A 23,624-nucleotide genomic window follows, 5' to 3' on the forward strand; every position below is an offset into this window, starting at 1 on the left:
GCGAGTGTTTGCCAGTCCAGCCCAAGGGGTTCGCTTCACCGCCGTTCGCGGGTTTAGCCATGAACTGCTGTGCCCCTGCCCGGGGAGACCAGCATGAGGCCCCTACTGCCTGTTATTAGCCAGTAGGGGCCCTTATTTTTTGCTAGTTTTGGCGCATCACAACAGGATGCGCGACATGAGCAGCCTCACCCAACCTGCTACCGCATTTCGCCAGGCCGCAGCCGACGGCTACAGTCTGGGCGGCTTCTGCTGGCGACACGCCCAGCCCGACAGCCAGCGACCTCTGGTGATCATCAATGCGGCCACTTCGGTTCGCTGCCGCTATTACTCGCGCTTCGCCAGCTACCTGTTCGCTCACGGCTGCGATGTACTGACCTACGACTACCGCGGCATCGGCGAGTCTCGCCCGCACGCATTGCGCGGCTTCCAGGCTTCGTGGAGCGATTGGGGGCGGCTGGACTTCGAAGCCATGTTGGCCCACGCTGCCACGCAGTTTCCTGGCCAGCCAGTGAGTGTGGTGGGCCATAGCTTCGGCGGTTGCGCCGTGGGCCTGGCCCCGTCGGCAGGGCAGGTGCGGCGGGTGGTGATGGTAGGGGCGCAGTTTGCCTATTGGCGCGACTATGCACCTGAGCAACGCTGGCGGCTGCTCGGCAAATGGCATGTAGCGATGCCGTTACTCACCCGTCTGTTCGGTTACTTTCCTGGCAAGCGCCTGGGCTGGATGGAGGATACCCCCACTGGGGTGGTCAAGGACTGGACGGCCCGCACCGAGCGCTATGAGCATCGGCCCAGCGGCCGCTACCTGCCAGAAATGCCATTTGCTCAAGTACGCGCAGCGACGTTGGCGATCAGCCTGACCGATGACCCGTTCGGCACCGTAGCGGCTACAGAGCGGCTGCTGAGTTACCTGCAGGGCGCCGAGCGTTGGCACCTGCGCATAGCCCCTGTGGATATCTCGGTCGAGCAGATCGGCCACTTCGCGTTTTTCCACGACAGGTTTCGCGCCAACTTGTGGCCGATTGCCCTGCAATGGGTCAAGTGCGGCAGTTTGCCTGCCAATGGGCCAGGGCAGCTGATCCGCTGATCACCCGGCCTGGCCCGATGCCATCAAACGTTGCGCTTGAGCGGTTGAGCGGCGAACTTCACGCCCGCCAGCCCGTGTTTGATCAACGCCCGAATATTGCCATGGTCGCTGCCTTCAGGGGTGGCCAGCACATCGCGATAATGTTCGCCGAAGGCCAGCAGTGCCTGCTCGTCGCTCAGCCCTTCCAGCAGAGCCAGGCCCAAGGTTTTGCACGACCCTTCGTTCTGCCCTGCGGCATTTTCCACGCCACCGTTGTTGAATGCCTGGGGCTGGTAGCTGTAGTTGCTGGCGATGAACGCCAGGGTATCTGCGAAAAGGTGTTGGCCGCTGGCCAGGCTGCTGCGCAGGGTGTTCAGATCAGTCACGAGGTTTTTCCTTGTTCGAACGCCGCTTGCTGCTCGGCGCTGGCTTCTTTCTGGTATTGGGCTTTCCACTCGGCGTAGGGCATGCCGTACACCGCTTCGCGGGCGTCATCCAGGGTGATGTCGATCTGGCGCTCGTCGGCGGCGGCCTTGTACCACTTGGACAGGCAGTTGCGGCAGAAGCCAGAGAGGTTCATCAGGTCGATATTCTGCACATCAGTGCGTTTTTGCAGGTGTTCGACCAGGCGCCGGAATGCGGCGGCTTCGAGTTCGAGTTGCTGTTGTTCAGTCATGTCAGTCTCTCAGATCATGCGGTTCTTCAGGTGGCGGCCACCGTTGATGACCACTTGGCTACCCGTGCTGTACTGGCTGGCGAGCAGGTATTTGACCGTCTCGATCAATGGCCCGGCGCCAGGCTCGAATTCCAGCAGGGCCTTTTTCAGGGTCTGCTGCCGATAGGCCTCGTCACCACCTTCCTTCAGGATCAAGAGGCCCGGCAGGATACCGTTGACATGGACCTTGGGCGCGTACTTTTCAGCGAATGACAGCACCATGTTCTGCAGTGCAGCCTTGGTGGCGGCGTAGCCGATATGGCCCTTGCTGCCACGCGAAGAGGTTTCGTCGCAGATGTGAATGATATCGGCCTTTTCGACCTTGTTCAGCAACTCGCCCAAGGCCAGGTTCAGGTGATAGGGCGCCTCGACATGCAGGCGGTACATGGTCTGCAGGTTGTCCAGGTCATCGTCGAGCCAGAGCGAGGCATTGTGGATGATGGCACGCAGGCCGTCGTAGTTGCGCTGCAGGTGATCGATCAAGGCATCGCGGTCGGCCTTCAGGCACAGGTCTGCCTGGAATTGCACGATGTTCGGGTGCGCAGGCTGGGGCTGTACGCTGCGGCTGGCACTGACTACCGTATGGCCGGCCTGGGCCAGTTCGAGGGCCAGGGCCAGCCCGACGCGCTGGCTGGCTCCGGTAACGAGAATGGGGCTATTCATGTGCGGGCGGTCAACTTGTCTGTCCTGTCGTTACCGCCCAGCATACCCCAACTGATACGGCTTGTATGACCCGCCTCAGCGGCTGCGCAATGCCGAGCCGGTTGATGGCGTGGCATGCAGCCAGTTGGCCAACAGGCGGGTGGACAAGGGTATGAAGCAATAGACCATCACCGGCGTCAGGGCCAGGGTGCTGAGCATGATTCTGGGCAGCAGATCGAACGCCGCCAGCCATTGCCCGAACAGCGCATTGAATAGCAACGAGACGGGGAAGAACGCCAACCAGATGGCCACCGCCTGCTTCCAGCGCGGCGGCTTTTGCACCGAGCTGGTGCCAAACCAGTCGTCCAGGCCCGTCACGCGCCTCTCCCTGGGGCGTTCGAACAAGCCATTGCCCCGCACCAGCCATGCTTTGCGCGAAGCCGAATGCTCCCAGGCGCACAGTGTAGGCTCGTCACTGAAACGGAAAATGATCTGGAATTCATCGCTGTCGCGGGGCGGGGCGAGGATGCCTGAGCCAAGGTAGCCGGGGAAGTCCGTGGCCAGTTGCTCGCCTTCATGCAGCCAGGCCAGCAGGTCCTGGTAACGGCCATGGGCGGCGCGGCGTGAAACCATCAGCGTGACGGGTGGGGTAGACATCGTGTATCTCCTGGCGATGGAGCTGGCGGGTAGCCGGCCCCTGTCTGCGTGGCCCGGGGTGTTGGGCGACGTCAGCAGGCATGCAAGAAACGGGCGCAGCGAGGCATCTTACAGGGGGGCAGGTGAGGGAAGAAACACGTGAATCCACGCAAGGCTTGCAGTTAGACCGCTACCTGATCGTGCAGCTCGGGGTGTGCGAGGCGGTGGGCCTGGAGGATGTATTCGCGTAGCCGGTCGATTTCCCCTGCGCTGCTGCGGCTCAGGTCATAGGCGGCAAGGTCCGGGCCGATACGACGGCGTAGCCGCCCATGCAGGCCAATCGGGCTGACACCAGTGGGTGCGAAATGCAGATCGAACCGTGTAGGTGCTTTTGCCATGCCGCGCACTTCGAGCAGGACGCCTTTGAACGAGATATCCCTGACCAGCAGCCCGCAAGGCTTGCCCTGGGCGTCAAGCAGCGGGCATGGCTGTTCCATCGACAGACGCCAAGGGCGCAGCATCGGGCCATCGTCTTCATAGATTTCCGGGGAGCCGATTTGCAGGTGCAGCGCATTGAATTCATCTTCGACCAGCTGGAGCGGGAAGCTGATTTGCTGGTTGTTGAACTGGGCCTGCAGGGTCACCTGCTCGTTGGCAACCAGGCGGGCCAGCAACGACTGAACGCGGCGGTCACCATTGACCTGCAGGCTCGACGTGGGGTCGGCCAGGTTCAACTGCGGGGAATGCTGCATGTCCTGGATGAAATCCAGTTCGTCCTGAGTCAGGAGCGCGTCGGGTTGCATGATCGAACTCGGTGGTAGCGATTTCTTCAACGGGAATTGACCGCGTTCAATGTGATTGGTTCAAGTGCATTGGTCGGGATTTAAGAAGGGTTCAGAGCCGGCCTTTTGCCACCTACGGATGCTAGTATCCTACGTTTTCAGTCAGTTTCGGAATCCACATCCCGATGAAAGTCGCCATTATCTCAGGTTCGGTGTATGGCACCGCCGAAGAAGTCGCCCGACATGCCGAGGGCTTGCTCAAGGCTCAAGGCTTCGAAGCCTGGCACGCCGCCCGCGCCACTGCTCAGGACCTTGAAGGTTTTGCCCCTGCCGCATTGCTCGCGGTTACGTCCACCACCGGCATGGGCGAGTTGCCTGATAACCTGATGCCCCTTTACAGCAGCCTTCGCGATACCCTGCCAGCGGCCTTGCGCGGTTTGCCAGGCGCGGTCATTGGCTTGGGGGACTCAAGCTATGGCGATACCTACTGCGGCGGCGGCGAGCAGCTACGTGAACTGTTCGCCGAGCTGGGTGTGCGTGAAGTGCTGCCGATGCTCACCCTCGATGCCAGCGAAACCGTGACGCCCGAGGCGGATGCTGAACCGTGGTTGGCGCAGTTCGCTCAAGCGTTGAAGGCCTGAGGCGGCTGCTCGCGCAACAAGGCCAGCCAGGCCTGCGCGGCACGTGAGAGGTAGGCGCCACGCCGCCAGATGAAGGCGATGTCCCAGCGCAGCTGCGCTGGAGCTGTCAGCGCCAGGCGCACCACGCCGGGGCGTTCCAGCGTTTTTGCCACTACTCTGGGCAGCAGCACCACGCCCTGGCCAGCCGCTACCAGCGCTACCAGGAAGTCCGCCTGGCCGCTGCGGCCACCTTCTATCGGGGTGAAGCCCTGCTGCTGGCATGCCTTGAGCAACCGGTCATTGAGCACGAAACTGCGTTGGTACAGCAGGAAAGGGGTCTGTGCCAGCTGTTTCAGGCGGACCTGTTGCAGCCCGGCCAACTCATGACCCGCCGCAAGCATCGCGTCCAGCGGTTCATTGCAGAACGGTTGATACTCGAAGGCCGGGTCGCTTGGCGTCAGGCTGCCGCCCAGCTCCAGTTCGCCGTTTGCCACCGCCTGTTCGATGTTTCGGCTGCCACCTTCGAGCAGTTGGATGGTGATGTTGGGGTAACGCCTGCGGTATTCGGCGAACAATCCGGCGAACAATGTATCGCTGCCTAGCATCGGCAAACCCAGGCGAAGCTCGCCACGCCCCATCTGACCTAGATCGTCCAACTCGTTGAGCAGTGCCTGGCGCTGGCGCAGCAGCGCTTCGCCACGCTCCAGCACGATACGTCCGGCAGCCGTCAGATGCAGTTGAGAAGCCTGACGCTCAAGCAGCGGCTGGCCCACATCTTGCTCCAGCTGAGCGACCTGCTTGCTTACGGCTGACTGGCTGATATGCAAGGTTTTCGCGGCTTGGGTAAAACCCCCGCAATGAACCACCTCGATGAAGCTGCGCAGCTGTTTGAATTCCATTGGTGCGATTCCATTGTGGAATGGATGCAAGTCTAACAATTCGCTTTTGGCCTAGGCAGTCGAAATTTAAAATGAGGGCCTGTCGAGGAACTTGCCCATGAAACCCACACTGTTCAAAAAGCCCGTGCGCCTGCTTGCCGAAGTTGCGGTGCTGCTGGGCTTGTTTCTGTTCGGTGGCCAGTTGGCCGCCTGGCTGGGCTGGCCGATTCCGGGTGGCGTGATGGGGCTGGGCCTGCTGCTGCTATTGTTCGCCTGCGGTGTGCTCAAGCCCGCCACCTTGCAGCTTGGCGCTGGTTGGCTGATGGCCGAAATGCTGCTGTTCTTTATCCCGGCGCTAATGAGCCTGCTCGATTATGGCAGCCTGGTGCGCAGTGAGGGCTGGCGCATCCTGCTGGTCATTGCCGTGAGTACTTTGATGGTCATGGTGGTGACCGCTTTGACCGTGGAGCTGGTCTGCCGCTGGAGGCTGCGCCATGAGCCTTGAACCGATGCCGCTGTTCTGGCTGGCCTTGACCTTGGCGGCGTATCTGCTCAGCCGCTGGCTGTACCGGCGTACCGGGCGCTACCTGATGTCGCCGCTGATTCTGGTCCCGGCGTTGTTGCTGGCCGTTGCCGTGCCGCTGCACACGGCCTACGCCGAGTATTCGCGCAACACCCATTGGCTGATGAGCGTGCTGGGCCCGGTGACGGTCGCCTTCGCTGTACCGATCTGGCAGCAACGGGCGATGCTGGCACGGCACTGGCCTGCATTGCTGGTAGGGATGGTGGCGGGAAGTGCGGCATCGATCGCAAGCTCCTGGGGGCTGGCACACGCATTGGCATTGGATGACGCCATCAGTCTGTCGCTGGTGCCGCGCTCGATCACTACCCCTTTCGCCATGCCCCTGGCCCATGACCTGGGTGGCGTGCCGGAACTGACGGCAGTGTTCGTGATGTTCACCGGCGTACTGGGGGCCATGTTCGGTGGCGTTCTGCTGCGTTGGCTGCCGCTACGTACTCCTTTGGCGCGCGGTGCGCTATTCGGGGTGGGGGCGCACGGCGCCGGGGTCAGCCGCGCCAGGGAGGTGGGCGGCGAAGAAGGTTCTGTGGCCGGGCTGGTGATGGTGCTGACCGGGTTGCTCAATCTATTTGCCGCGCCATTGCTGGTGATGCTGCTATGACCATTCGTGCCACTGACTCGCTCGGTCATCAAGCTGGCTGGTAACGCAAGTTTCACCTGACGGGCCGCTGATACACTCAACCTCGAAATAGAGAGCACATGTAAGTGCCGAGGTGACATGCAATGACCGCAGCCTTGCTCGATACCATCAATTCCATTGCACCTGGACCGCTGTGATGCCTATCGCCGAGATTCCTCTGCGCGTATGGCGTACCCGCGGTCAGAGCTTTTCATTCCGTGGCCACAGCATTCGTTACTGGAGCGCAGGGCAAGGAGAACCCCTGCTGTTGTTACATGGTTTTCCCACCGCGAGTTGGGACTGGCATTACCTGTGGGCGCCGTTGGCGCAACGCTTTCGGGTAATTGCCTGCGACATGCTCGGTTTTGGCGATTCTGCAAAGCCGCACAAGCACCGCTACAGCCTGATGGAACAAGCGGACCTGCAACAGGCGCTGTTGGCGCATCTGCACGTCGATCAACCGGTGCACCTGTTGGCCCACGATTATGGTGGCAGCGTCGGCCAAGAATTACTTGCCCGGCATCACGAACGGCGAGCGGAAATTGCCAGCTGTGTGTTTCTCAACAGCGGGCTGTTTCCGGAGAGTTGCCAGATTCTGCGCGTTCAAAAGCTACTGCTCAGCCGGCTCGGTTGGCTAGTCGGGCGATCGTTCGGCCGCGATGGCCTGGTGCGCACGCTCAGCCAGATTTACGGCCCACGCACCCATCCCAGCGAAAGTGCGCTGGATGACTACTGGAGCCTGATCACAGCCAACGCAGGCACGCGTATCCTGCACAGGCTCATCGCTTACGTGCCCGAGCGCAGGCTGCACCGTGAGCGCTGGGTTGGCGCGTTGCAGCATGGGGCCGTGCCGCTGCGTTTCATAAACGGCGTGGTTGACCCGGTTTCGGGGGCCCACATGCTCGAGCGCTATCAGCAAATGGTGCCGAACCCCGACACCGTGGAGTTGCAGGGTATTGGCCATTACCCGCACACCGAGGCACCAGTGCAGGTACTGCGCCATTATCTGTCGTTTCGCGAACAGCCCTTGAGCTTCGTACCGCAGAAAGTTGCCTGGTCCTGAGCCGGCTATCATCGGCGCGCCTTATTGCCCGGCATTCAGCCAGGTTGAGCTTGATTGTCCGCCTCCAAGTGCTGGCGGAGACTCGATGCCTTCAACCTGATCTGGAGCCATGAGCATGAATGAGCCGGTGAGCCTGCAAGAGCGTGTAGTGATCGTGACCGGCGCCGGCGGTGGCCTGGGCCGTGCCCACGCCTTACTGTTTGCCGCGCGTGGCGCCCGGGTGGTGGTGAACGACCTGGGCGGCTCTGCCCAGGGGGAGGGCGCCAACGCTTCTGCGGCCGACCAGGTGGTGGCGCAAATCCGCGCAGCCGGCGGCACGGCGGTGGCCAATCATGATTCGGTAACCGAGGGAGCGCGTATCGTCGAGCAGGCGCTGGACTGTTTCGGCCGGGTCGATGTGCTGGTGAACAACGCAGGCATCCTGCGGGACAAAGCCTTTCACAAGATGGACGACAGTGATTGGGAGCAGGTGTACAAGGTCCACGTCGAAGGTGCCTACAAGATCACCCGGGCTGCCTGGCCGCATCTGCGCGAGCAGAACTGGGGGCGGGTGATCTTTACCGCATCGACTTCGGGGATCTACGGCAACTTCGGCCAGGCCAACTACGCCATGGCCAAGCTGGGGCTTTATGGGCTGACGCGCACCCTGGCCATCGAGGGGCACAAGCACGCAATACGGGTCAATGCCATTGCGCCGACTGGCGGCACCCGCATGACCGAGGGGTTGATACCCCCTGAGCTGTTCGAGCGCCTCAGGCCTGAATTGATCAGCCCTTTGGTGGTGTATCTGGGCAGCGAGCAGTGCCAGGACAGCGGGCAATTGTTCGAAGTGGGCGGCGGCTGGGTAGGTAAAGTGCGCTGGGAGCGTAGCCTGGGCGTCGGCTTTGACCCTGAGCAGGGTTTCACCCCAGAGCAGGTCGCGCAGCAGTGGGCGCAGATTGGTGATTTCACCGGCGCCGTGCACCCGCAAGACAACTTGCAGTCGTTGCAGCAGATGATGGCCAACCTGCAAAAATAAAAAAAGCCGCTGCACGTGCAGCGGCCAATCGAGACGTTAGATCAAGGAGCTTCAAAATCTACGTCGTGCAACCTCGCGGGCCTGAAAAGCGGGGGGATAAAACCCTTCAGGCCGGCCAGTGCGTCAAGAATAAGCGCTTGATCCGACGGGAAAAATAGCCGCTTGTGACATTCACCTTTACGTTTCGGGCAATAGTGCCTGGCGGTCGTTTCAAGGCGCTGGCGCGTAGCCCATGCGCCAGCTGGTGTCACGGGCGGCAGCCAGTAGCCGCTGCGCTGCCGGGCCGTTCTCATCGGCATGGAAAATTGAAGTCGGCCCGACCACGGTCATCACCGCAGCGATCTGCCCCATGGCGTTGAACACTGGCGCAGACAACGCATCCACACCGGGCATCAGCAGACCGTGCACATGGTGCAAGCCGCGTTCGCGGATGCCTGCCAGCAAGGGCTCATACACGCAGGCGCTCTGCTGCAGTGCCACCAGTTCGCGGTCGCGCAACTCCACGGTCTCACGCTCGGGTAGGTGGGCGGCGAACACCAGGCCAGTGGAAGAGCTGAGCAGCGGCAATACCGAGCCAATTTGAGTCACCACCGTGACCGCTCGTACGGCAGGCTCGATGCTAACCACAGTGGCGCCTTGGTTGCCCCATACCGCAAGAAAGCAACTTTCGTTGAGCGCGTCGCGCAATTGCGACAGCGGCAGCGCCGCTACCTTCAACACATCGATGCTGCCCAACGCTGCCAACCCCACACGCAAGGCTTCACGCCCCAGACCGTAGTGGTTGGTAGCGCCATCCTGCTCGGCGAAGCCGCTGGCGATCAGTGCTTGCAGATAGCGATGCACCTTGCTCGCCGGCATCTGCACGTGCTCTGCCAGGCGTGACAGCGAGGTGGACGGCGAGAGTTCGGCAAGGGCCTTGAGTATATCGGTGCCGACTTCCGCCGAGCGGACTTTCTGCTTGCCGTTGTCGGCGCTGGAGCTGGCTTTGGCCATGGGTATGAAGCTTCCGGATGTTTCGCGTCGCGCCTTTATAGCTTGACGCCTGGCAGGGAGCAAATTACGTTATTCGTAATCAAATTACGATAAAAACAAAATCCGGAGGCATCGATGAACCGCGACACGTCCGCCGACCTTCAGTACCTGAGCGGTTTCGGCAACGAATTTGCCAGCGAAGCACTGCCCGGCGCACTGCCGATCGGGCAGAACTCCCCGCAAAAGGCCCCCTATGGTTTGTATGCCGAGCTGCTGTCGGGCACGGCGTTCACCATGCCCCGCAGCGAGCTGCGCCGCACTTGGCTATACCGTATCCGTCCGTCGGCGCTGCACCCTCGTTTCGAACGCCTTGAGCGCCAGCCTCTGTCGGGGCCGCTGGGGGCGGTCACGCCCAACCGTCTGCGTTGGAACCCTCAGCCGATACCCACCGAGCCTACCGATTTCATCGAAGGCTGGTTGCCAATGGCCGCCAATTCGGTGGCCGAAAAGCCGGCGGGGGTCAGTATCTACCTCTACCGCGCCAACCGCTCCATGCAGCGGGTGTTCTTCAACGCGGACGGCGAGTTGCTGTTGGTACCAGAGCAAGGCCGCCTGCGCCTTGTTACCGAACTGGGGGTGATGGACATCGAGCCGCAGGAAATCGCCGTGATGCCTCGCGGGATGAAATTCCGTGTCGAGTTGCTCGATGGCCAGGCCCGCGGTTACATCGCCGAGAACCATGGCGCACCGCTGCGCCTGCCGGATCTGGGGCCGATTGGCAGCAACGGCCTGGCCAACCCCAGGGACTTCCTCACCCCGGTGGCGCGCTACGAAGAGGCCCCAGGGCCAGTGCAGCTGGTGCAGAAGTTTCTTGGTGAGCATTGGGGCTGCGAGCTGCAGCATTCGCCGCTGGACGTGGTCGCCTGGCACGGCAGCAACGTGCCTTATAAATACGACCTGCGCCGTTTCAATACCATTGGCACGGTGAGTTTCGATCACCCGGACCCGTCGATCTTCACCGTACTTACATCGCCGACCAGCGTACACGGCATGGCCAATATGGATTTCGTGATATTCCCGCCCCGCTGGATGGTGGCCGAAAACACGTTCCGCCCGCCATGGTTCCACCGAAACCTGATGAATGAGTTCATGGGCTTGATCAGCGGCGCCTACGATGCCAAGGCCGAAGGCTTCCTGCCCGGTGGCGCATCGCTGCATGGGGTGATGAGCGCCCATGGTCCGGACGCCGAAACCTGCGAAAAGGCCATTGCGGCGCAACTGGCACCGCACAAGATCGACAACACCATGGCATTCATGTTCGAAACCAGCCAAGTGCTGCGCCCCAGCCTGCAGGCACTCGACAGCCCGCAACTGCAGGCAGATTACGACAGTTGCTGGGCTAGCTTGCCCAGCACCTTCAACCCGAACCGGAGATAACCGATGAACCAGACCGCCATTGCCCGTAGCTGGGTCGAGCACGCCAACGGGCACCGCGACTTCCCATTGCAGAACCTGCCACTGGGTATCTTCAGCCGGCCGGGTGAGGCGCTGCGTTGTGGCGTCGCCATTGGCGATGCCATCCTCGACCTGGAGGCCGTGCTGGCCACAGGCTTGCTTGCAGGCCAGGCCAAAGTTGCGGTGGAGGCGACCCGTGGTGGCGCGCTGAACGCTTTCTTCGCGCTTGGGCGCGCTGCACGGGTGGCACTGCGTGAGCGTCTATTGGAGCTGCTGGGCGAGCACTGCGAGCATCAACAATCGCTGCAAGCGGCGTTGTATCCGGCCAGCGAGTGTCAGCTTCACTTGCCGGCCAAGGTTGGCGACTACACCGATTTCTATGTGGGTATCCAGCACGCCACCAACGTCGGCAAGCTGTTCCGTCCGGACAACCCCTTGCTGCCCAACTACAAGTACGTACCGATTGGCTACCATGGCCGCGCCTCCACCTTGCGCCCCTCTGGCACCGACGTACGCCGCCCCAAAGGCCAGACCTTGCCGGCTGGCGAGACCGAACCGCGCTTCGGCCCCTGCGCGCGCCTGGACTACGAGTTGGAATTGGGCATCTGGATCGGCCAAGGCAATGACATTGGCCAGGCCATCCCAATAGCCGAGGCCGATCAGCACCTGGCTGGCCTGTGCCTGCTCAACGACTGGTCCGCCAGGGACATTCAGGCTTGGGAATACCAGCCCCTGGGCCCGTTCCTGTCCAAAAGCTTCATTACCACGCTTTCGCCGTGGGTAGTCACAGCCGAAGCGCTGGAGCCCTTCCGCTGCGCCCAGCCGGCCCGCCCGGACGGCGACCCGCAGCCACTACCTTATTTGCTCGACCCCAAGGACCAGGCGCGCGGGGCCTTCGACATCGAGCTGGAAGTGCTGCTGCTTACCGAGCGCATGCGCGAGCAGGGCTTGCCGGCCCACCGCTTGGCCTTGAGCAACACCTTGAACATGTACTGGACCGTGGCGCAGTTGATCGCCCACCACAGCGTCAACGGCTGCCAATTGCAGCCTGGTGACCTGTTCGGCTCCGGCACGCTGTCCGGCGCCACGCCCGACGCTTATGGCAGCCTGCTGGAAACCACGCTCGGTGGAAAGCAACCGGTGGAGTTGGCCAGCGGTGAGAAGCGCACCTTCCTCGAAGACGGTGACGAAATCATCCTGCGTGCGCGCTGCTCGCGTGATGGTGTAGGCAGCATCGGCTTCGGCGAATGCCGCGGCAAGATCATCGCGGCCAACTGAGGGAGTGGGCCATGGAGCTGTATACCTATTACCGTTCCACTTCGTCCTACCGCGTGCGCATAGCCCTGGCATTGAAGGGCCTGGAGTTTCAGGCTTTGCCCGTCAATTTGCTCAAGGGCGAGCAGCATGCGGCAGGCTACCTTGCGGTTAACCCCCAAGGCCGGGTGCCGGCTTTGCGCACTGACGAGGGTGAGCTGCTGGTGCAATCGCCAGCGATCATCGAGTATCTGGAAGAGGCGTATCCACAGCCGGCACTGTTGCCGGCCGATGCCAACATGCGCGCCAAAGTACGTGGGGTGGCGGCGCTCATCGCCTGCGATGTGCACCCGCTGCACAATGTCAGCGTGCTCAATCAACTTCGGCAGTTGGGTCATGATGAAACGCAGGTCCATCAGTGGATCGCCCACTGGACCCGCCACGGTCTGGCCGCCGTCGAGCAGTTGATTGGCGAGCATGGCTATTGCTTCGGCAGCCAGCCGGGGCTGGCGGATGTCTATTTGATACCGCAGCTATATGCCGCCGAGCGCTTCAATATTGACCTGAGCCCGTACCCGCGCATAGCCCGGGTGGCGGGCCTTGCCAAAGGGCATCCGGCATTCGCCAAGGCGCATCCGGCCTGCCAGGTGGACACCCCGGCTCAGTGAATAGAGCGCTTGGCGCTCGGAAGCTTGGCGATCCGTTCAGACAGCTTCAGCCGCTGGACGGGGTCTTCGGTCAGCAGCAGGGCATGCTCCAGGTCGAAGCGTTCGGCGTGGGGGCAGTCCAGCCGCTGATAGAGCGTGGCACGGGTCATGTAATCGCTGACCTGCACTGGGCCCAGTTGCATCACCCGCTCAGCATCCACCAGCGCAGCCAAGTGGTTGTCGTTGCTGATATGCAACTGGCGAAGGTTGCGTGACAGTCGCTGCAGCATCTGCTTCGCACTGGCACTGCGCAGGTGCTCTGCTGTCAATGGCATCTGTGGGCCGAACTGGCGCGCCAGTAGCTCACGGCAATCGTTGGTGTAGAGGCGACGGCCGCCACAGGGGTCGAGCAGGTGGTCGGCGCCCGGCACCCGTAGCAGAAAGTGCCCCGGAAATGCCACACCCTCCAAGGGGATGGACAAGCGCTGAGCCAGTTCCAGGGTAATGATCGCCAGCGCCAGCGGTTGGCCGCGTCTGCGCTGCAATACTTTGTCCAGCAACGCCGCATGGGGGCGGATCGGGTGGTATTCGTCTTGTTGAAAGCCCAGCGCGTTGAGCTGGCGCAGCAGCGGTTGAGCGAGCTCCGATAGTGGCAGCATGGGCAGACTGGCGCTGATCTGCCCTTGGACATTGCGCAATGCAGCCAGGCATGCGGCAGGCTCGACCTGCCGATCATGCTCGGCAGCAATCCATAGGGCAGCTTCCAGCAGGGCGACCGGCTCGCGTTCCAGGCAGGCCAGGCAGGCTTGACGTGGGTTCATGGGGGTTCTCCACTCACGCTTGAGTATTAGCCGTGGCGCGTGCATTCGTCCAGTGGTCCGCTCGCAGTGCCCATTTCTGACGCGTGCCTATACTGCTATGAGCACCTCGTTGGGGAGCCGTAGATGTTCGCCCTGATGCAAAGCACCCGTACCCAGTCGCTGCACCTGTTCATCGACCCGCCCACCGGCCTCAAGGCCGTCGTGGCGATTCACAGCGAGAAATTGGGCCCTGCGCTGGGTGGCTGCCGCTATCTACCCTATGCCGATGACGAAAGCGCCATGGCCGACGCCGTTCGCCTGGCCCAAGGCATGAGCTACAAGGCGGCCCTGGCCGGGTTGTCGTTGGGTGGCGGCAAGGCGGTGGTCTTGCGCAACCCTCATGTGGAAAACCGCGCGGCGCTGTTCGAGGCCTTCGGCCGCTTCGTCGACACCTTGCAAGGGCGTTTCATCGTGGCCGTGGACAGTGGCACTTCCACACAAGACATGGACTGCATCGCCCAGAGCACCCCACACGTCACCAGCACCACAGCTTGCGGGGACCCTTCTGCGCAGGCGGCGCTCGGAGTGTTTGCCGGTATACGCGCCACGTCTCAGGCACGCCTTGGCAGCAGTAACCTCGAAGGACTGCGAGTGGCGGTTCAGGGGTTGGGCAACGTCGGTTATGCCCTGGCCGAGCAACTGCACGCGGCGGGGGCGGAATTGCTGGTCAGCGACCTGGACCCAGGCCGGGTGCGCCTTGCGGTGGAGCAGTTCGACGCGCACCCGGTAACCCACGACGCCTTGATCAGTACACCCTGCGATATTTTTGCGCCCTGCGGTGTGGGGCCGGTGCTCAATGGGCAAACGGTGATGCAGTTGCGCTGCGCTGCAGTGGCAGGTGCGGCGAACAACCAGCTGACCACGTTGCAAGTAGCTGATCAGCTGGAAACACGAGGCATCCTGTATGCCCCCGACTACGTGATAAATGCCGGAGGGCTGATTTATGTCGCCCTCAAGCATCAGGGAGAAGCCCTGAGCACCATCACTGCACATTTGGCGGGCATACCTGCGCGCCTGACCGAGATATTTGGCCATGCCCAGGCGCAAAAGCGCTCGCCCGCACGGGTTGCTCAGATGCTCGCTGAGCGCCTGCTTTATCCGTAGGGCTACTTACTCGTCGGTTTTGTCCGACCCATCCAGTTCAGCCAATGCCGAGGCGTTGTTCTTGAACGCAGCAGCGAATACTGCCCTGTTCTTGGCCATGAAGATGCTTGCCTCTTCGGCCATGTTTTCGTCCAGGCCTGGCACATGCTTGACCAGCACTTGAGTCAACACTTCGGCCAGTTCCAGCATCTGGTCATGGGCGTCTGCGAGTTTGCGGTCCAAGAACGTGGTCTCCAAATCGCGCGTGCTGCGGTAAAGAATCTCTACAGCCATACGAGGCCTCTCGGTCAGTGATCGCCAAAGGGGCGGGCATGTGCCCCGTGGCTTTGCGGTTCAGTGGCTATCCAGCGCAGTAGGCAGGCTACCGTTACTGAATACTGTATCGATATACAGTAATGGCAAAGCAATCATTTCGCAACCGGAAATTGTAGCGCTGCCAAAATCGTGCGCCGCCCGTGCCTTGCGGCAATCGGTCGCCTTCCAAGCCTGGGGCCTGGCCCTTTAACTGCATGGCACAAGCGTCACAGAGCTGACGCATCATCCTTAAAGTCGTATCGGGGAATCGGACATCGTGGACATCAAATGGGCAGAGAAACTACGCAAGGGCCTGCATGGCTCGGCTGACTCGCTGGGCAACCTGTGTGTGGAGGCGTTCCACTACCTCGCACTGTTCGGCATCGGCGCCATCACCGCCTATGCTGCGGTGGTGACCTTTCTCGACATGCTCGGCAAGGGTGGGATCAGCGTCGATGACATTCTGCTGCTGTTCATCTACCTGGAGCTTGGAGCGATGGTTGGGATCTACTTCAAGACCAACCACATGCCGATCCGCTTTTTGCTTTACGTAGCGATTACCGCCCTGACGCGGCTGCTGATTGGCGATGTATCACACCACAAGGCGCCTGATGTGGGGTTGCTGTATGTCTGCGGTGGCATCCTGCTGTTGGCGTTTTCGATCTTGGTAGTGCGCTATGCGTCGTACCGCTACCCCTCGACCAAGGCTCTGGACGCCAACGGCAAGGATGTGGAGGAAAGCAAGTAGGGGCTAGTTATCTGTGGCCAGCGCTGGTCGCTGGCACGCTTGAATCTTCCTCGGCGTTTTTGCGGGATTCGTGACACGGGGTCGCGAACCAATCACGCCGAGCGGGGATTGTCATGAAACTGGATATCGAAGCTGTGCATGCTCACCTCAAGCAAGCCTTCGGGCTCGACCCCTATGCGGTGCATGTCACCGAAGTGGCGGATGTCATAGACCTGAAAGTGGTCAACAGTCGCTCGCTGGTCGAAGAGTCGTTGTACTGGCTCAAGCGAGGGGAGGAGCCGACCTATGATCAAGGGTTGTTCGGCCTGTTCCATCAGCCCGATACCTTCGACAGCGCTCACCGTGTCGGGACATTACGCCTACGGGATCTGGAGAAGCAGATCGGCCAGTTGCTGCAGCAGGGGTAAGCGTCAGTTCGCCACGCCGATTCCGGTGAACGGACGCGCCTGCGGGTGGGGATCACGGGTCAGGGCTGCGAGCACCTGTAACGGGTTCTGCCCCAGCTCGATCGCCAGCCCAAGGCGAATGCTGTCGATGACCCGTTGCAGGCGCACCGGGTCATTGCGCTGAGCTTGGCTGATCAGGCGCTTGGCGACCACGCCAGCGTCGTCGGAAAGGGTCAGCATGATGCTGCCGTCCAACCGCTCGATACTCAGGTTGACCCGGTACTGCGGGGCGAAGGCGGCGCTGATCTGTTCGAATGGGTTGTTCATGGTCGAGGCCCACAATGAATGACTGCAAAAATTGACCGGCCATTGCGCGAATTGGTTCAGGGCCTTTGATCGCTGCACATGAAAACGCCCGGCTCAGGCCGGGCGTTTTTCGTTACGGATGCCTGTCAGGCGTCGGGATCGTTCAGCTCCAGTACGCCACGTTTGCTGCGCAGTTTGCCGTAGAAGTGTTCCAGCGCATGGGTGAGCTTGCTGGCGGCACCGTCAACCGCCTGGTCCAGCGAGTTAGCGGTGTGGGTCACGCAGATGGGCTGATGGCCTTTTGGGCGAGCCTCCAATTGGCAGCGTTTGTCATGCGGGCCGGGCTTGGCACCGTTCTCGTCGCGCAGGTGCACCTCAATCCGGGTGAGGTCGTCATCAAAGCGTTCGAGGCTGGCTTCCAGCGTACTGCGGACCCACTCGTTCAGACGGATGTTGCCTTCGATATGGTTGCTGCTGTTGACCTGGATTTGCATGATTCCAATCCTTATTCAGCTTGCTCGCAGGGAGGCGTGCCTAGGCCCTTGAGGGGCCTGGAAATTCTGCGCCTCTTGACTCTAAGGTCAGGCAACCGCGCGGCGATTACAACCCCTAATGGAAAATAAATTTTCTGTTGCAAATTGCCCCTCAGACGAGAAGTCGTTTCGATTCTTTGCTTATGAGAATTGAAATCATTATTATTGCAGTCCCACTTTCCGGACACTTTCCATGAAGCGCTCTGCCGGACTTCCTCTGAGCTATCGCCTGGCTGTGGTCTCACGCAGCCTGGCCGCGTTGCTGGGTGGCTACGTGCTGGCATCGTTGTTCAGTATCTGCCTTGCGCTGCTGCTGCCGTTGCCTCAGGTCGATGCCACGCTGACCGGTTTGATGCTCTCGTTCGTCATCTATGTATTGGCCTTCATCGGCTGTTTCGCCTGCCGCAGTGCCTGGCGTGCCTGGCTCGGTGTACTGCTGCCGAGCGTGCTGCTGGGCCTGCTCGGCGGCTTTGCCTATTGGATGCAACAGCCATGAAGGAAGGTTTGCGCCAGGCAATGGCCTGGCTTCACACCTGGACCGGGCTGATATTTGGCTGGCTGCTGTTTGCCATATTCCTCACTGGCACCTTGTCGTACTTCAAGGAAGAAGTCAGTCACTGGATGCAGCCGGAAGTACGCCGCCATGCCCTCGACGCGCAGGCCAGCCTGCGTCTGGCCCAGCAGTACCTGGAGCACAATGGCGCGCATTCGAGCACTTGGATGATCCGCCTGCCCAGCGAGCGAGATGCGGGTTTGACCGTGGGTTGGCGTGACCCCGAGGGCGGGCGCCGAGGGTTTGTCAGGAAAACCCTCGACGCCCAGACCGGGCAGCCAGTAGAGGCGCGCGACAGCCGAGGCGGCGAGTTCTTCTATCGTTTCCATTTCGAGCTGCAGATGCCCTATCCCTGGGGCCGCTGGCTGTCGACGTTGTGCGCCTTCATCATGCTGCTGGGGCTGGTGACCGGGATCATCACCCACAAGAAGATCTTCAAAGAGTTTTTCACGTTTCGCCCTGGCAAAGGGCAGCGCACGTGGCTGGACGGGCACAACGCCATCGGCGTGCTGGTGCTGCCGTTTCACCTGATGATCAGCTACAGCAGCCTGGTGCTGTTCATGTACCTGGTCATGCCCGCAAGCATCATGGCCAGTTATGGCAGTAGCAGCGGCTACTTCAATGACCTTTTCGGCCGCGACGACCCTCCCCAGGTAGTCAACGTCGCCACACCGCTGGTGCCGCTGGCAAGCCTGTATGCCAAGGTGCAGACGCAGGCGCCCGGTGCGCACATGGGGTTCATCCAGGTGCAGAACGCCGGGGATCGCAATGCCAGGGTAACGTTCACCCAGTCCTCGGCTGACAGCGTTCCCTACAGGCGCAGCGCCAACTGGACCTTCGACGGTGCCACCGGCGAGCTGCTGAGCCAGGGTGCGCCTGAAAGCGGTGCGATGATGACCGCATTCAGCTTCGCCGGTCTGCACATGGGTAACTACGCTGGGCCCTGGCTACGCTGGCTGTACTTTGCTTTCGGGCTTGCCGGCACAGCGGTGATTGGCACGGGCCTGGTGATGTGGTTGGGCAAGCGCCAGCTCAAGCATGCCAAGGCTCAACGCCTGCCGGGTGAGCTGCGCCTGGTCGAGGTGCTCAACATCGCCAGCATGAGTGGGCTGGTCGTGGCGGTGGCGGGATACTTCTGGGCCAATCGGCTGCTGCCGGTGACGCTGCCAGGGCGGGCAGACTGGGAGATCAATACCTTCTTCATGATCTGGCTGGCGGCGTTGGCGCATGCCGTGCTGCGGCCGGGCCGCAAGGCTTGGGGCGAGCAGTTGGCAGTGGGCGCAGCAGCCTTTGCGCTGTTGCCGGCGCTCAATGCCCTGAGTACTGGCCAAGGCCTCAACGCCTCGGTCCCGGCCGGTGACTGGGCCATGGCCGGCTTCGACCTCACCGCCCTGGCCTGCGGGGTATTCCTTGCCTGGGCTGCGAGCAGCATGCTGCGCCCTGCGAAGCCTGCTAGCCAACGCGCGGCGAAGGCGGCCAAAGTTTCGCCCGCGATGGTCGAGGTCAAGTGATGCTCAGTTTTGCCCTGATCGGTTTCGCCGGCTTCGCTGCCCTGTGCCTGGCGATGGAAAAACACTTCAGCGCGCTGCTGGTGCGTAAACCCTCGGCATTCAAGCTGCGCGTGTTGCGAATCGTCGGGTGGTCGTTGCTGACAGTATCGTTGGCGCTTGCCGTTCATGGGCGAGGCTGGGCCCATGGTCTGGTGGAATGGGTCGCTTGCCTGATGGCGGGAGTCACCGTGTGGGTGTTCGGTCTACCCTATCGACCGTGGCTGCTGCTCGGCCTGGCAGCTGTCAGCCTGGTGCTCGGGCCGCTGCTGGCGCTGTTGAACGGGTGATGCCTTGACTGATTCTGACAACGACGGCGCCCGTGCACGTTTGCTTCAAGTGTTTCTGGCCCAGCGTGCGCGCATGGAAGCCATGGTCAACCGCCGGGTCGGTTGCCGTGCCACGGCGTCCGACCTGGTTCAGGAACTGTTCCTGCGCTTGTGGCGACGGCCCGAGGTCAAAGCCCAGGCGCTCGATACCTACTTGTTGCGTTGTGCCGGCAACCTGGCCATCGATCATTTGCGCAGTGAAGGTAGCCGCGAGCGTGTCGCCGAAGCCTCGCTAGCGGGGGATGAAGCTGCGCAGCCTCAGGCCCCGGAACACGCCCTGGAGGTCGATCATGATCTGCAGCGCATCGAAACCGCGCTGCGAGCCCTGCCTGAGCGTACTCGGCAAATATTTCTGCTCAACCGCATACACGGCTGCACCTACGGCGAAATCGCCAAGGCCATGCAGCTTTCCCAGAGCACCGTGGAAAAGCATATGATGCGCGCCCTAGAGGCGTGCAAGGCTAGTATTGCCGAGCCCGCGACCTTTATTCGCAGGCCAGGGAGCGCCCGCCGATGAGCGACCCGCAGCAGACCACCGCCACCGTGTCCGAGGCGGCCTTGCAGTGGCTGATCCGCATCAACGAGCAGCCCGCAGTAGCTAGCAGTGCGCCTTTCAAGCGCTGGTTGCTGGCCAATCCCAGCCATCGGCAGGCCTATGCACAAGCCCAAACGTTGTGGCAACTGTGCGAGGCGCCGGCGGCCCGCTTGGCCGCGCTGGAGCAGGCAGACTTGCAGCACTATTTGCAGGCCATGGCCAAGCCCCGCGACAAAGGCCGTTGGCGCCGTGCCGGTGCAGCGCTGGCCGCCGCTTGCCTGGTGCTGGCCATTAGTGTGGCCGGCGGCTGGCGGCCGACTGACTGGTGGCTGAACCTGCAGGCGGACTACAGCAGCGATGATGCGCTGGCCCAGGTAACCCTGGCGGACCAGTCACAGGTGACCTTGGACGCCCATAGCGCCATCGCCGTCGACTTTGAACAAGGCGAACGCCGTGTGCGCCTGCTGCAGGGCGCAGCGTTCTTCCAGGTGACCCATACCGGGCAACCCTTCGTGGTGCAGGCCGCAGGCGGTGAGGTGCGGGTGTTGGGTACGCAGTTCGAGGTGCGCGAGCAAGGGCAGGGCGCCCAGGTTACGGTGCGCAACGGGCGGGTGGCGGTGGTTGCCAAGCCAGGCGAGGCGAGCAAGGTGCTCACGGCCAATCAACAGTTGGCTTACAGCAACGGGCTAAGCGGTGATATCGCGCGCGTTGACAGTGATAGCCGGCTGGCCTGGCGCCAGGGCTGGTTGAGCTACTACCAGGTGCCGCTGGCCCAGGTGGTGGCTGACCTGGGCCGCTATTACCCTGGCCGCATCGTTGTGCTGAACGCTGAGTTGGGGCAGCGCAGGGTCAGCGGCAGCTTCCCTGCCGATCAACCACTGGCCGCCCTCGACTCGCTGGCCAAACTGCTGGGCTTCGAGCGCAGGACGTTGCTTGGCCGGCTAACCGTGATCCGCTGAGAAAAAATTTTCAAATACCAGTGAGGTAATCAGAGGCGGCATCCGTGTAATGAGTGAAAGTGCGATTGATTCGCAGTAATAGCCCTCTCACAGGTCAGCGTCCATGAACTTCACCCCTCGTTGCGTTCCCCTCTGGCTTGGCCTTGCAGCGTGCTCGGCCACCCTTGCTGCTCCTGGCCTGGCAGCTGCCGAACAACTCCAGTTGCATGGCTTCGCTCAGCCCAGCCAACCCCTGGCTCAAGCCTTGAATGCCTTCAGCCGTGCCACCGGGCAAAGCGTGGTCTACACCCTTGAGCTGCCCAATGTTCAGGCTCCGGCGCTCAACGGCTCGTTCAGCGCCGAGCAGGCCTTGCAACAGCTATTGGGCGGCAGCGGGCTGACCTGGCGCCGCCTCGACGCCCGCACCTTGACGCTCGAACCTGTGGCCAGCGCTGCCGCCCTCAACTTGCAAGCCACCACGGTGACTTCGCAGATGGACAGCTACAGCTATCAGCCGCCGGCCAGCCCATCGATCATGCGCGGCCAAGGGCCGTCCCAGGATATCCCCCAGGCGATCAATGTAGTGCCCGCGCAGGTCATTCGCGACCAGGCACCGCGCAATTTGGACGATGCGCTGGCCAACGTCAGCGGTATCACCCAGGGCAACAACTTCGGGGGCACTGCCGACACCGTGATGAAGCGCGGTTTCGGCGACAACCGTGATGGCTCGATCATGCGCGACGGCATGCCGGTGGTGCAGGGCCGCAGCCTCAATGCCAGCACCGAGCGGGTAGAAGTGCTCAAGGGCCCAGCTTCCTTGCTGTACGGCATACAAGACCCTGGCGGGGTCATCAACGTGGTCAGCAAACGCCCGCAACTGCAGCAATACAACGCGTTGAGCGTGCGTGGCTCGACCTACGGCAGCGGCAAGAACGGCAGCGGCGGTGGCCTGGACAGCACCGGTGCGCTAGGCGACAGCAACTTCGCCTATCGGCTGATCGTCGATCACGAGGACGAGGACTACTGGCGTAACTATGGCGTGCACCGCGAGTCGCTGGTGGCGCCGTCGCTGGCCTGGCTCGGTGAAGATACCCAAGTGGTGCTGGCTTACGAGCACCGCGAGTTCACCTCCCCGTTCGACCGCGGCACGGCATTCGGCAGCAACGGCCACCCCTTGAACATACCCGCTACCCGGCGGCTGGACGAGCCATTCAACGACATGCAAGGGAGGTCCGACCTCTATCGCTTGGAAGTCGACCATCAGCTGGCCGATGACTGGAAGCTGCATTTCGGTTACAGCTTCAACCGCGAGACCTACGATGCCAGCCAGGTTCGCATTGCTGGCATCAACGAAGCCAAGGGCACGCTGACCCGCAGTATCGATGGCACGCACAACGCCATGAGCCGCGACCAGTTCGCCACCCTGAGCCTCAATGGCACGGCCACCTTGGCCGGCCTGCAGAACGACCTGATGTTCGGCGTCGACCACGAGGACCGCAAAATCTTTCGCGGCGACCTGATCCGCCAGAGCGCCAGGTCCACGTTCAGCTACCTGAACCCGGTATATGGCCAGGAAGTGGAGGGCACCACGGTGCGTGCCAGCGATAGCGACCAGACCGACAAGCTGCGCACCGACGCGTTGTTCGTGCAGGACGCGCTGCACTTGGACGAGCACTGGATTCTGGTCGCCGGGGCGCGCTATCAGCAATACGACCAGTACGCCGGCCGCGGCCGCCCGTTCAAGGCCAACACCGACACCAATGGCCAGGCTTGGGTACCCCATGCCGGCATCGTCTACAAGGTCGACGACCAGCTGTCGTTCTATGGCAGCTACAGCGAGTCGTTCAAGCCCAACTCCAGCATCGCCCCGCTGACTGGCGGCGTGGTACTGGATTCGTCGGTGGCACCGGAAGAGGGCAAGTCCTGGGAGCTGGGTGCCAAGCTCGACATGCCCGGCAGCCTGACCGGCACATTGGCACTGTTCGATATCACCAAGCGCAACGTGCTGGTTTCCAACTTCGACAGTGCCAGCGGCGAGACGCTTTACAGCAACGCTGGCGAAGTCAACTCGCGGGGTGTCGAACTCGACCTCACCGGCCAGCTCAGCGAGCGCTGGAGCCTGATCGGCAGCTACGCGTACACCGACGCCAAGGTCACCAAGGACCCGGACATCGAAGGGAACCGCCTGCAGAACGTGGCCCGCCACAGCGGTTCGTTGTCGGCGGTGTATGACTTTGGCAGCCTGATTGGTGGCGATCGCCTGCGTTTTGGGGCCGGGGCGCGGTATGTCGGTGAGCGGCCAGGCAACTCGACCAACACCTTCGACCTGCCCAGCTATACCGTGGCCGATGCGTTCGCCACTTACGAGACCAAGCTGGACGAACACAACGTTCGCCTGCAACTGAACGTGAAGAACCTTTTCGACAAGGTGTATTACAGCTCAGCGGTGAACCAGTACTTCGTCGCCCTCGGTGATGCGCGACAGGTGAGCGTGTCCAGCACCTTCGAATTCTGAAGGCTGGGCAGCCAGGTGGAGCCGATGCTCGC

Annotated in this window: 29 protein-coding genes; 18 read left to right on the top strand and 11 right to left on the bottom strand. The window is 62.0% G+C overall.

Going from position 1 to position 23,624, the window contains the following annotated elements; genetic code table 11:
• Nucleotides 1-175 precede the first annotated feature (175 nt).
• Nucleotides 176-1,084 carry an alpha/beta hydrolase family protein gene (locus HU725_RS03800; protein WP_186477423.1) on the top strand — a complete coding sequence of 303 codons (909 nt, stop codon included), beginning with the start codon at nt 176-178 and terminating at the stop codon, nt 1,082-1,084.
• A 23-nt stretch (nt 1,085-1,107) separates the two neighbouring features.
• On the opposite strand, the gene HU725_RS03805 is transcribed toward HU725_RS03800, so the two are convergent.
• The 5 genes from HU725_RS03805 to HU725_RS03825 all read right to left on the bottom strand — a co-directional run bounded on the left by HU725_RS03805 (nt 1,108) and on the right by HU725_RS03825 (nt 3,859).
• On the bottom strand, nt 1,108-1,449 hold the full coding sequence (locus HU725_RS03805) for a HopJ type III effector protein (protein ID WP_186477424.1): 342 nt from the start codon (nt 1,447-1,449) through the stop codon (nt 1,108-1,110).
• Entirely contained in the window at nt 1,446-1,739 is a 294-nt protein-coding gene (locus tag HU725_RS03810; protein ID WP_186477425.1) for a DUF1244 domain-containing protein, read from the bottom strand. The genes HU725_RS03805 and HU725_RS03810 overlap by 4 nt, the downstream gene beginning before the upstream one ends.
• Before the next feature lie 9 nt (nt 1,740-1,748).
• On the bottom strand, nt 1,749-2,441 hold the full coding sequence (folM, locus tag HU725_RS03815; RefSeq protein WP_060478527.1) for a dihydromonapterin reductase: 693 nt from the start codon (nt 2,439-2,441) through the stop codon (nt 1,749-1,751).
• 75 nt (nt 2,442-2,516) lie between these two features.
• Nucleotides 2,517-3,077 (bottom strand): putative antibiotic biosynthesis monooxygenase, encoded by a 561-nt coding sequence (locus HU725_RS03820; protein WP_186477426.1) that lies wholly within the window; start codon nt 3,075-3,077, stop codon nt 2,517-2,519.
• Nucleotides 3,078-3,238: 161 nt separating this feature from the next.
• Complete coding sequence (locus HU725_RS03825) at nt 3,239-3,859, bottom strand: hypothetical protein (protein ID WP_186477427.1); 621 nt, start codon at nt 3,857-3,859, stop codon at nt 3,239-3,241.
• Nucleotides 3,860-4,023: 164 nt separating this feature from the next.
• Between HU725_RS03825 and HU725_RS03830 the strand changes: the two genes are divergently transcribed.
• Nucleotides 4,024-4,479: a flavodoxin gene (locus tag HU725_RS03830; RefSeq protein WP_186477428.1), complete on the top strand. Its 456-nt coding sequence runs from the start codon at nt 4,024-4,026 to the stop codon at nt 4,477-4,479.
• Here the strand turns inward: HU725_RS03830 and HU725_RS03835 are convergent.
• A complete protein-coding gene (locus HU725_RS03835; RefSeq protein WP_186477429.1) occupies nt 4,461-5,357 on the bottom strand; it encodes a LysR family transcriptional regulator in 897 nt (298 codons plus the stop codon). The genes HU725_RS03830 and HU725_RS03835 overlap by 19 nt on opposite strands.
• 97 nt (nt 5,358-5,454) lie before the next feature.
• Between HU725_RS03835 and HU725_RS03840 the strand changes: the two genes are divergently transcribed.
• From HU725_RS03840 to HU725_RS03855, 4 genes are all read left to right on the top strand, one after another.
• Nucleotides 5,455-5,841 carry a CidA/LrgA family protein gene (locus tag HU725_RS03840; RefSeq protein WP_060478532.1) on the top strand — a complete coding sequence of 129 codons (387 nt, stop codon included), beginning with the start codon at nt 5,455-5,457 and terminating at the stop codon, nt 5,839-5,841.
• The gene (locus HU725_RS03845; protein WP_186477430.1) at nt 5,831-6,517 is read left to right on the top strand and encodes an LrgB family protein; all 687 of its coding nucleotides are present in this window, start codon (nt 5,831-5,833) and stop codon (nt 6,515-6,517) included. The genes HU725_RS03840 and HU725_RS03845 overlap by 11 nt, the downstream gene beginning before the upstream one ends.
• A 175-nt stretch (nt 6,518-6,692) precedes the next feature.
• Nucleotides 6,693-7,598 (top strand): alpha/beta fold hydrolase, encoded by a 906-nt coding sequence (locus tag HU725_RS03850; RefSeq protein ID WP_186477431.1) that lies wholly within the window; start codon nt 6,693-6,695, stop codon nt 7,596-7,598.
• 115 nt (nt 7,599-7,713) lie between these two features.
• Nucleotides 7,714-8,616 (top strand): SDR family oxidoreductase, encoded by a 903-nt coding sequence (locus HU725_RS03855; RefSeq protein ID WP_186477432.1) that lies wholly within the window; start codon nt 7,714-7,716, stop codon nt 8,614-8,616.
• A gap of 210 nt (nt 8,617-8,826) precedes the next feature.
• Here the strand turns inward: HU725_RS03855 and HU725_RS03860 are convergent, their stop codons facing one another.
• Entirely contained in the window at nt 8,827-9,609 is a 783-nt protein-coding gene (locus HU725_RS03860; RefSeq protein ID WP_186477433.1) for an IclR family transcriptional regulator, read from the bottom strand.
• A 114-nt stretch (nt 9,610-9,723) separates the two neighbouring features.
• Here HU725_RS03860 and hmgA point away from each other — a divergent pair, with 114 nt between their 5' ends.
• Genes hmgA through maiA form a run of 3 tightly spaced genes read left to right on the top strand, consistent with a single transcriptional unit; the run spans nt 9,724 to nt 12,965 of the window.
• Nucleotides 9,724-11,025 (top strand): homogentisate 1,2-dioxygenase, encoded by a 1,302-nt coding sequence (gene hmgA, locus HU725_RS03865; RefSeq protein ID WP_186477434.1) that lies wholly within the window; start codon nt 9,724-9,726, stop codon nt 11,023-11,025.
• A gap of 3 nt (nt 11,026-11,028) precedes the next feature.
• A complete protein-coding gene (gene fahA, locus HU725_RS03870; RefSeq protein ID WP_060478538.1) occupies nt 11,029-12,321 on the top strand; it encodes a fumarylacetoacetase in 1,293 nt (430 codons plus the stop codon).
• An 11-nt stretch (nt 12,322-12,332) separates the two neighbouring features.
• On the top strand, nt 12,333-12,965 hold the full coding sequence (gene maiA / locus HU725_RS03875; RefSeq protein ID WP_186477435.1) for a maleylacetoacetate isomerase: 633 nt from the start codon (nt 12,333-12,335) through the stop codon (nt 12,963-12,965).
• Here maiA and HU725_RS03880 read toward each other — a convergent pair.
• Nucleotides 12,959-13,765: a SirB1 family protein gene (locus tag HU725_RS03880; RefSeq protein WP_060478540.1), complete on the bottom strand. Its 807-nt coding sequence runs from the start codon at nt 13,763-13,765 to the stop codon at nt 12,959-12,961. The two genes, maiA and HU725_RS03880, sit on opposite strands and share 7 nt — an antisense overlap.
• Before the next feature lie 123 nt (nt 13,766-13,888).
• Between HU725_RS03880 and HU725_RS03885 the strand changes: the two genes are divergently transcribed.
• Nucleotides 13,889-14,908, top strand: coding sequence for a Leu/Phe/Val dehydrogenase (locus HU725_RS03885; protein WP_186477436.1), 1,020 nt, complete (start codon nt 13,889-13,891; stop codon nt 14,906-14,908).
• Between the two features lie 6 nt (nt 14,909-14,914).
• Here the strand turns inward: HU725_RS03885 and HU725_RS03890 are convergent, their stop codons facing one another.
• Nucleotides 14,915-15,181 (bottom strand): YebG family protein, encoded by a 267-nt coding sequence (locus HU725_RS03890; protein ID WP_060478542.1) that lies wholly within the window; start codon nt 15,179-15,181, stop codon nt 14,915-14,917.
• A gap of 298 nt (nt 15,182-15,479) precedes the next feature.
• On the opposite strand from HU725_RS03890, the gene HU725_RS03895 reads away from it, so the two are divergent.
• Together HU725_RS03895 and HU725_RS03900 are read left to right on the top strand one after the other, a co-directional pair.
• Nucleotides 15,480-15,950, top strand: coding sequence for a phosphate-starvation-inducible protein PsiE (locus HU725_RS03895; protein ID WP_060478549.1), 471 nt, complete (start codon nt 15,480-15,482; stop codon nt 15,948-15,950).
• A gap of 113 nt (nt 15,951-16,063) precedes the next feature.
• Nucleotides 16,064-16,357, top strand: coding sequence for a hypothetical protein (locus HU725_RS03900; protein ID WP_060478543.1), 294 nt, complete (start codon nt 16,064-16,066; stop codon nt 16,355-16,357).
• Nucleotides 16,358-16,360: 3 nt separating this feature from the next.
• Here the strand turns inward: HU725_RS03900 and HU725_RS03905 are convergent, their stop codons facing one another.
• Nucleotides 16,361-16,663, bottom strand: coding sequence for a DUF3509 domain-containing protein (locus HU725_RS03905; RefSeq protein ID WP_186477437.1), 303 nt, complete (start codon nt 16,661-16,663; stop codon nt 16,361-16,363).
• A 125-nt stretch (nt 16,664-16,788) separates the two neighbouring features.
• Entirely contained in the window at nt 16,789-17,136 is a 348-nt protein-coding gene (locus HU725_RS03910) for an HPF/RaiA family ribosome-associated protein (RefSeq protein ID WP_060478948.1), read from the bottom strand.
• A 232-nt stretch (nt 17,137-17,368) separates the two neighbouring features.
• Between HU725_RS03910 and HU725_RS03915 the strand changes: the two genes are divergently transcribed.
• From HU725_RS03915 to HU725_RS03940, 6 genes are all read left to right on the top strand, one after another.
• Nucleotides 17,369-17,671 (top strand): DUF3649 domain-containing protein, encoded by a 303-nt coding sequence (locus HU725_RS03915; protein WP_186477438.1) that lies wholly within the window; start codon nt 17,369-17,371, stop codon nt 17,669-17,671.
• Nucleotides 17,668-19,239 (top strand): PepSY-associated TM helix domain-containing protein, encoded by a 1,572-nt coding sequence (locus HU725_RS03920; protein WP_186477439.1) that lies wholly within the window; start codon nt 17,668-17,670, stop codon nt 19,237-19,239. The genes HU725_RS03915 and HU725_RS03920 overlap by 4 nt, the downstream gene beginning before the upstream one ends.
• On the top strand, nt 19,239-19,565 hold the full coding sequence (locus HU725_RS03925) for a DUF3325 domain-containing protein (RefSeq protein ID WP_186477440.1): 327 nt from the start codon (nt 19,239-19,241) through the stop codon (nt 19,563-19,565). The genes HU725_RS03920 and HU725_RS03925 overlap by 1 nt, the downstream gene beginning before the upstream one ends.
• A gap of 4 nt (nt 19,566-19,569) precedes the next feature.
• Nucleotides 19,570-20,121, top strand: coding sequence for an RNA polymerase sigma factor (locus tag HU725_RS03930; RefSeq protein WP_186477441.1), 552 nt, complete (start codon nt 19,570-19,572; stop codon nt 20,119-20,121).
• Complete coding sequence (locus HU725_RS03935) at nt 20,118-21,098, top strand: FecR family protein (protein WP_186477442.1); 981 nt, start codon at nt 20,118-20,120, stop codon at nt 21,096-21,098. Before HU725_RS03930 ends, HU725_RS03935 begins: the two co-directional genes overlap by 4 nt.
• A 103-nt stretch (nt 21,099-21,201) precedes the next feature.
• A complete protein-coding gene (locus tag HU725_RS03940) occupies nt 21,202-23,592 on the top strand; it encodes a TonB-dependent siderophore receptor (protein WP_186477443.1) in 2,391 nt (796 codons plus the stop codon).
• The last annotated feature ends 32 nt before the right edge of the window (nt 23,593-23,624 follow it).

The organism is Pseudomonas promysalinigenes, from assembly GCF_014269025.2.
In the GTDB taxonomy this organism is placed as follows: domain Bacteria; phylum Pseudomonadota; class Gammaproteobacteria; order Pseudomonadales; family Pseudomonadaceae; genus Aquipseudomonas; species Aquipseudomonas promysalinigenes.

Bases quoted from the DNA above. Each gene is read 5' to 3' on its own strand.
- HU725_RS03880 (WP_060478540.1), bottom strand. From the start codon at position 13,765: ATGAACCCACGTCAAGCCTGCCTGGCCTGCCTGGAACGCGAGCCGGTC.
- HU725_RS03885 (WP_186477436.1), top strand. From the start codon at position 13,889: ATGTTCGCCCTGATGCAAAGCACCCGTACCCAGTCGCTGCACCTGTTC.
- HU725_RS03860 (WP_186477433.1), bottom strand. From the start codon at position 9,609: ATGGCCAAAGCCAGCTCCAGCGCCGACAACGGCAAGCAGAAAGTCCGC.
- HU725_RS03840 (WP_060478532.1), top strand. From the start codon at position 5,455: ATGAAACCCACACTGTTCAAAAAGCCCGTGCGCCTGCTTGCCGAAGTT.
- HU725_RS03825 (WP_186477427.1), bottom strand. From the start codon at position 3,859: ATGCAACCCGACGCGCTCCTGACTCAGGACGAACTGGATTTCATCCAG.
- maiA (WP_186477435.1), top strand. From the start codon at position 12,333: ATGGAGCTGTATACCTATTACCGTTCCACTTCGTCCTACCGCGTGCGC.
- HU725_RS03915 (WP_186477438.1), top strand. From the start codon at position 17,369: ATGAAGCGCTCTGCCGGACTTCCTCTGAGCTATCGCCTGGCTGTGGTC.
- HU725_RS03925 (WP_186477440.1), top strand. From the start codon at position 19,239: ATGCTCAGTTTTGCCCTGATCGGTTTCGCCGGCTTCGCTGCCCTGTGC.
- HU725_RS03835 (WP_186477429.1), bottom strand. From the start codon at position 5,357: ATGGAATTCAAACAGCTGCGCAGCTTCATCGAGGTGGTTCATTGCGGG.
- HU725_RS03940 (WP_186477443.1), top strand. From the start codon at position 21,202: ATGAACTTCACCCCTCGTTGCGTTCCCCTCTGGCTTGGCCTTGCAGCG.
- HU725_RS03905 (WP_186477437.1), bottom strand. From the start codon at position 16,663: ATGAACAACCCATTCGAACAGATCAGCGCCGCCTTCGCCCCGCAGTAC.
- HU725_RS03935 (WP_186477442.1), top strand. From the start codon at position 20,118: ATGAGCGACCCGCAGCAGACCACCGCCACCGTGTCCGAGGCGGCCTTG.
- HU725_RS03910 (WP_060478948.1), bottom strand. From the start codon at position 17,136: ATGCAAATCCAGGTCAACAGCAGCAACCATATCGAAGGCAACATCCGT.
- HU725_RS03845 (WP_186477430.1), top strand. From the start codon at position 5,831: ATGAGCCTTGAACCGATGCCGCTGTTCTGGCTGGCCTTGACCTTGGCG.
- HU725_RS03855 (WP_186477432.1), top strand. From the start codon at position 7,714: ATGAATGAGCCGGTGAGCCTGCAAGAGCGTGTAGTGATCGTGACCGGC.
- HU725_RS03800 (WP_186477423.1), top strand. From the start codon at position 176: ATGAGCAGCCTCACCCAACCTGCTACCGCATTTCGCCAGGCCGCAGCC.
- HU725_RS03830 (WP_186477428.1), top strand. From the start codon at position 4,024: ATGAAAGTCGCCATTATCTCAGGTTCGGTGTATGGCACCGCCGAAGAA.
- folM (WP_060478527.1), bottom strand. From the start codon at position 2,441: ATGAATAGCCCCATTCTCGTTACCGGAGCCAGCCAGCGCGTCGGGCTG.
- hmgA (WP_186477434.1), top strand. From the start codon at position 9,724: ATGAACCGCGACACGTCCGCCGACCTTCAGTACCTGAGCGGTTTCGGC.
- HU725_RS03890 (WP_060478542.1), bottom strand. From the start codon at position 15,181: ATGGCTGTAGAGATTCTTTACCGCAGCACGCGCGATTTGGAGACCACG.
- HU725_RS03900 (WP_060478543.1), top strand. From the start codon at position 16,064: ATGAAACTGGATATCGAAGCTGTGCATGCTCACCTCAAGCAAGCCTTC.
- fahA (WP_060478538.1), top strand. From the start codon at position 11,029: ATGAACCAGACCGCCATTGCCCGTAGCTGGGTCGAGCACGCCAACGGG.
- HU725_RS03850 (WP_186477431.1), top strand. From the start codon at position 6,693: ATGCCTATCGCCGAGATTCCTCTGCGCGTATGGCGTACCCGCGGTCAG.
- HU725_RS03810 (WP_186477425.1), bottom strand. From the start codon at position 1,739: ATGACTGAACAACAGCAACTCGAACTCGAAGCCGCCGCATTCCGGCGC.
- HU725_RS03920 (WP_186477439.1), top strand. From the start codon at position 17,668: ATGAAGGAAGGTTTGCGCCAGGCAATGGCCTGGCTTCACACCTGGACC.
- HU725_RS03820 (WP_186477426.1), bottom strand. From the start codon at position 3,077: ATGTCTACCCCACCCGTCACGCTGATGGTTTCACGCCGCGCCGCCCAT.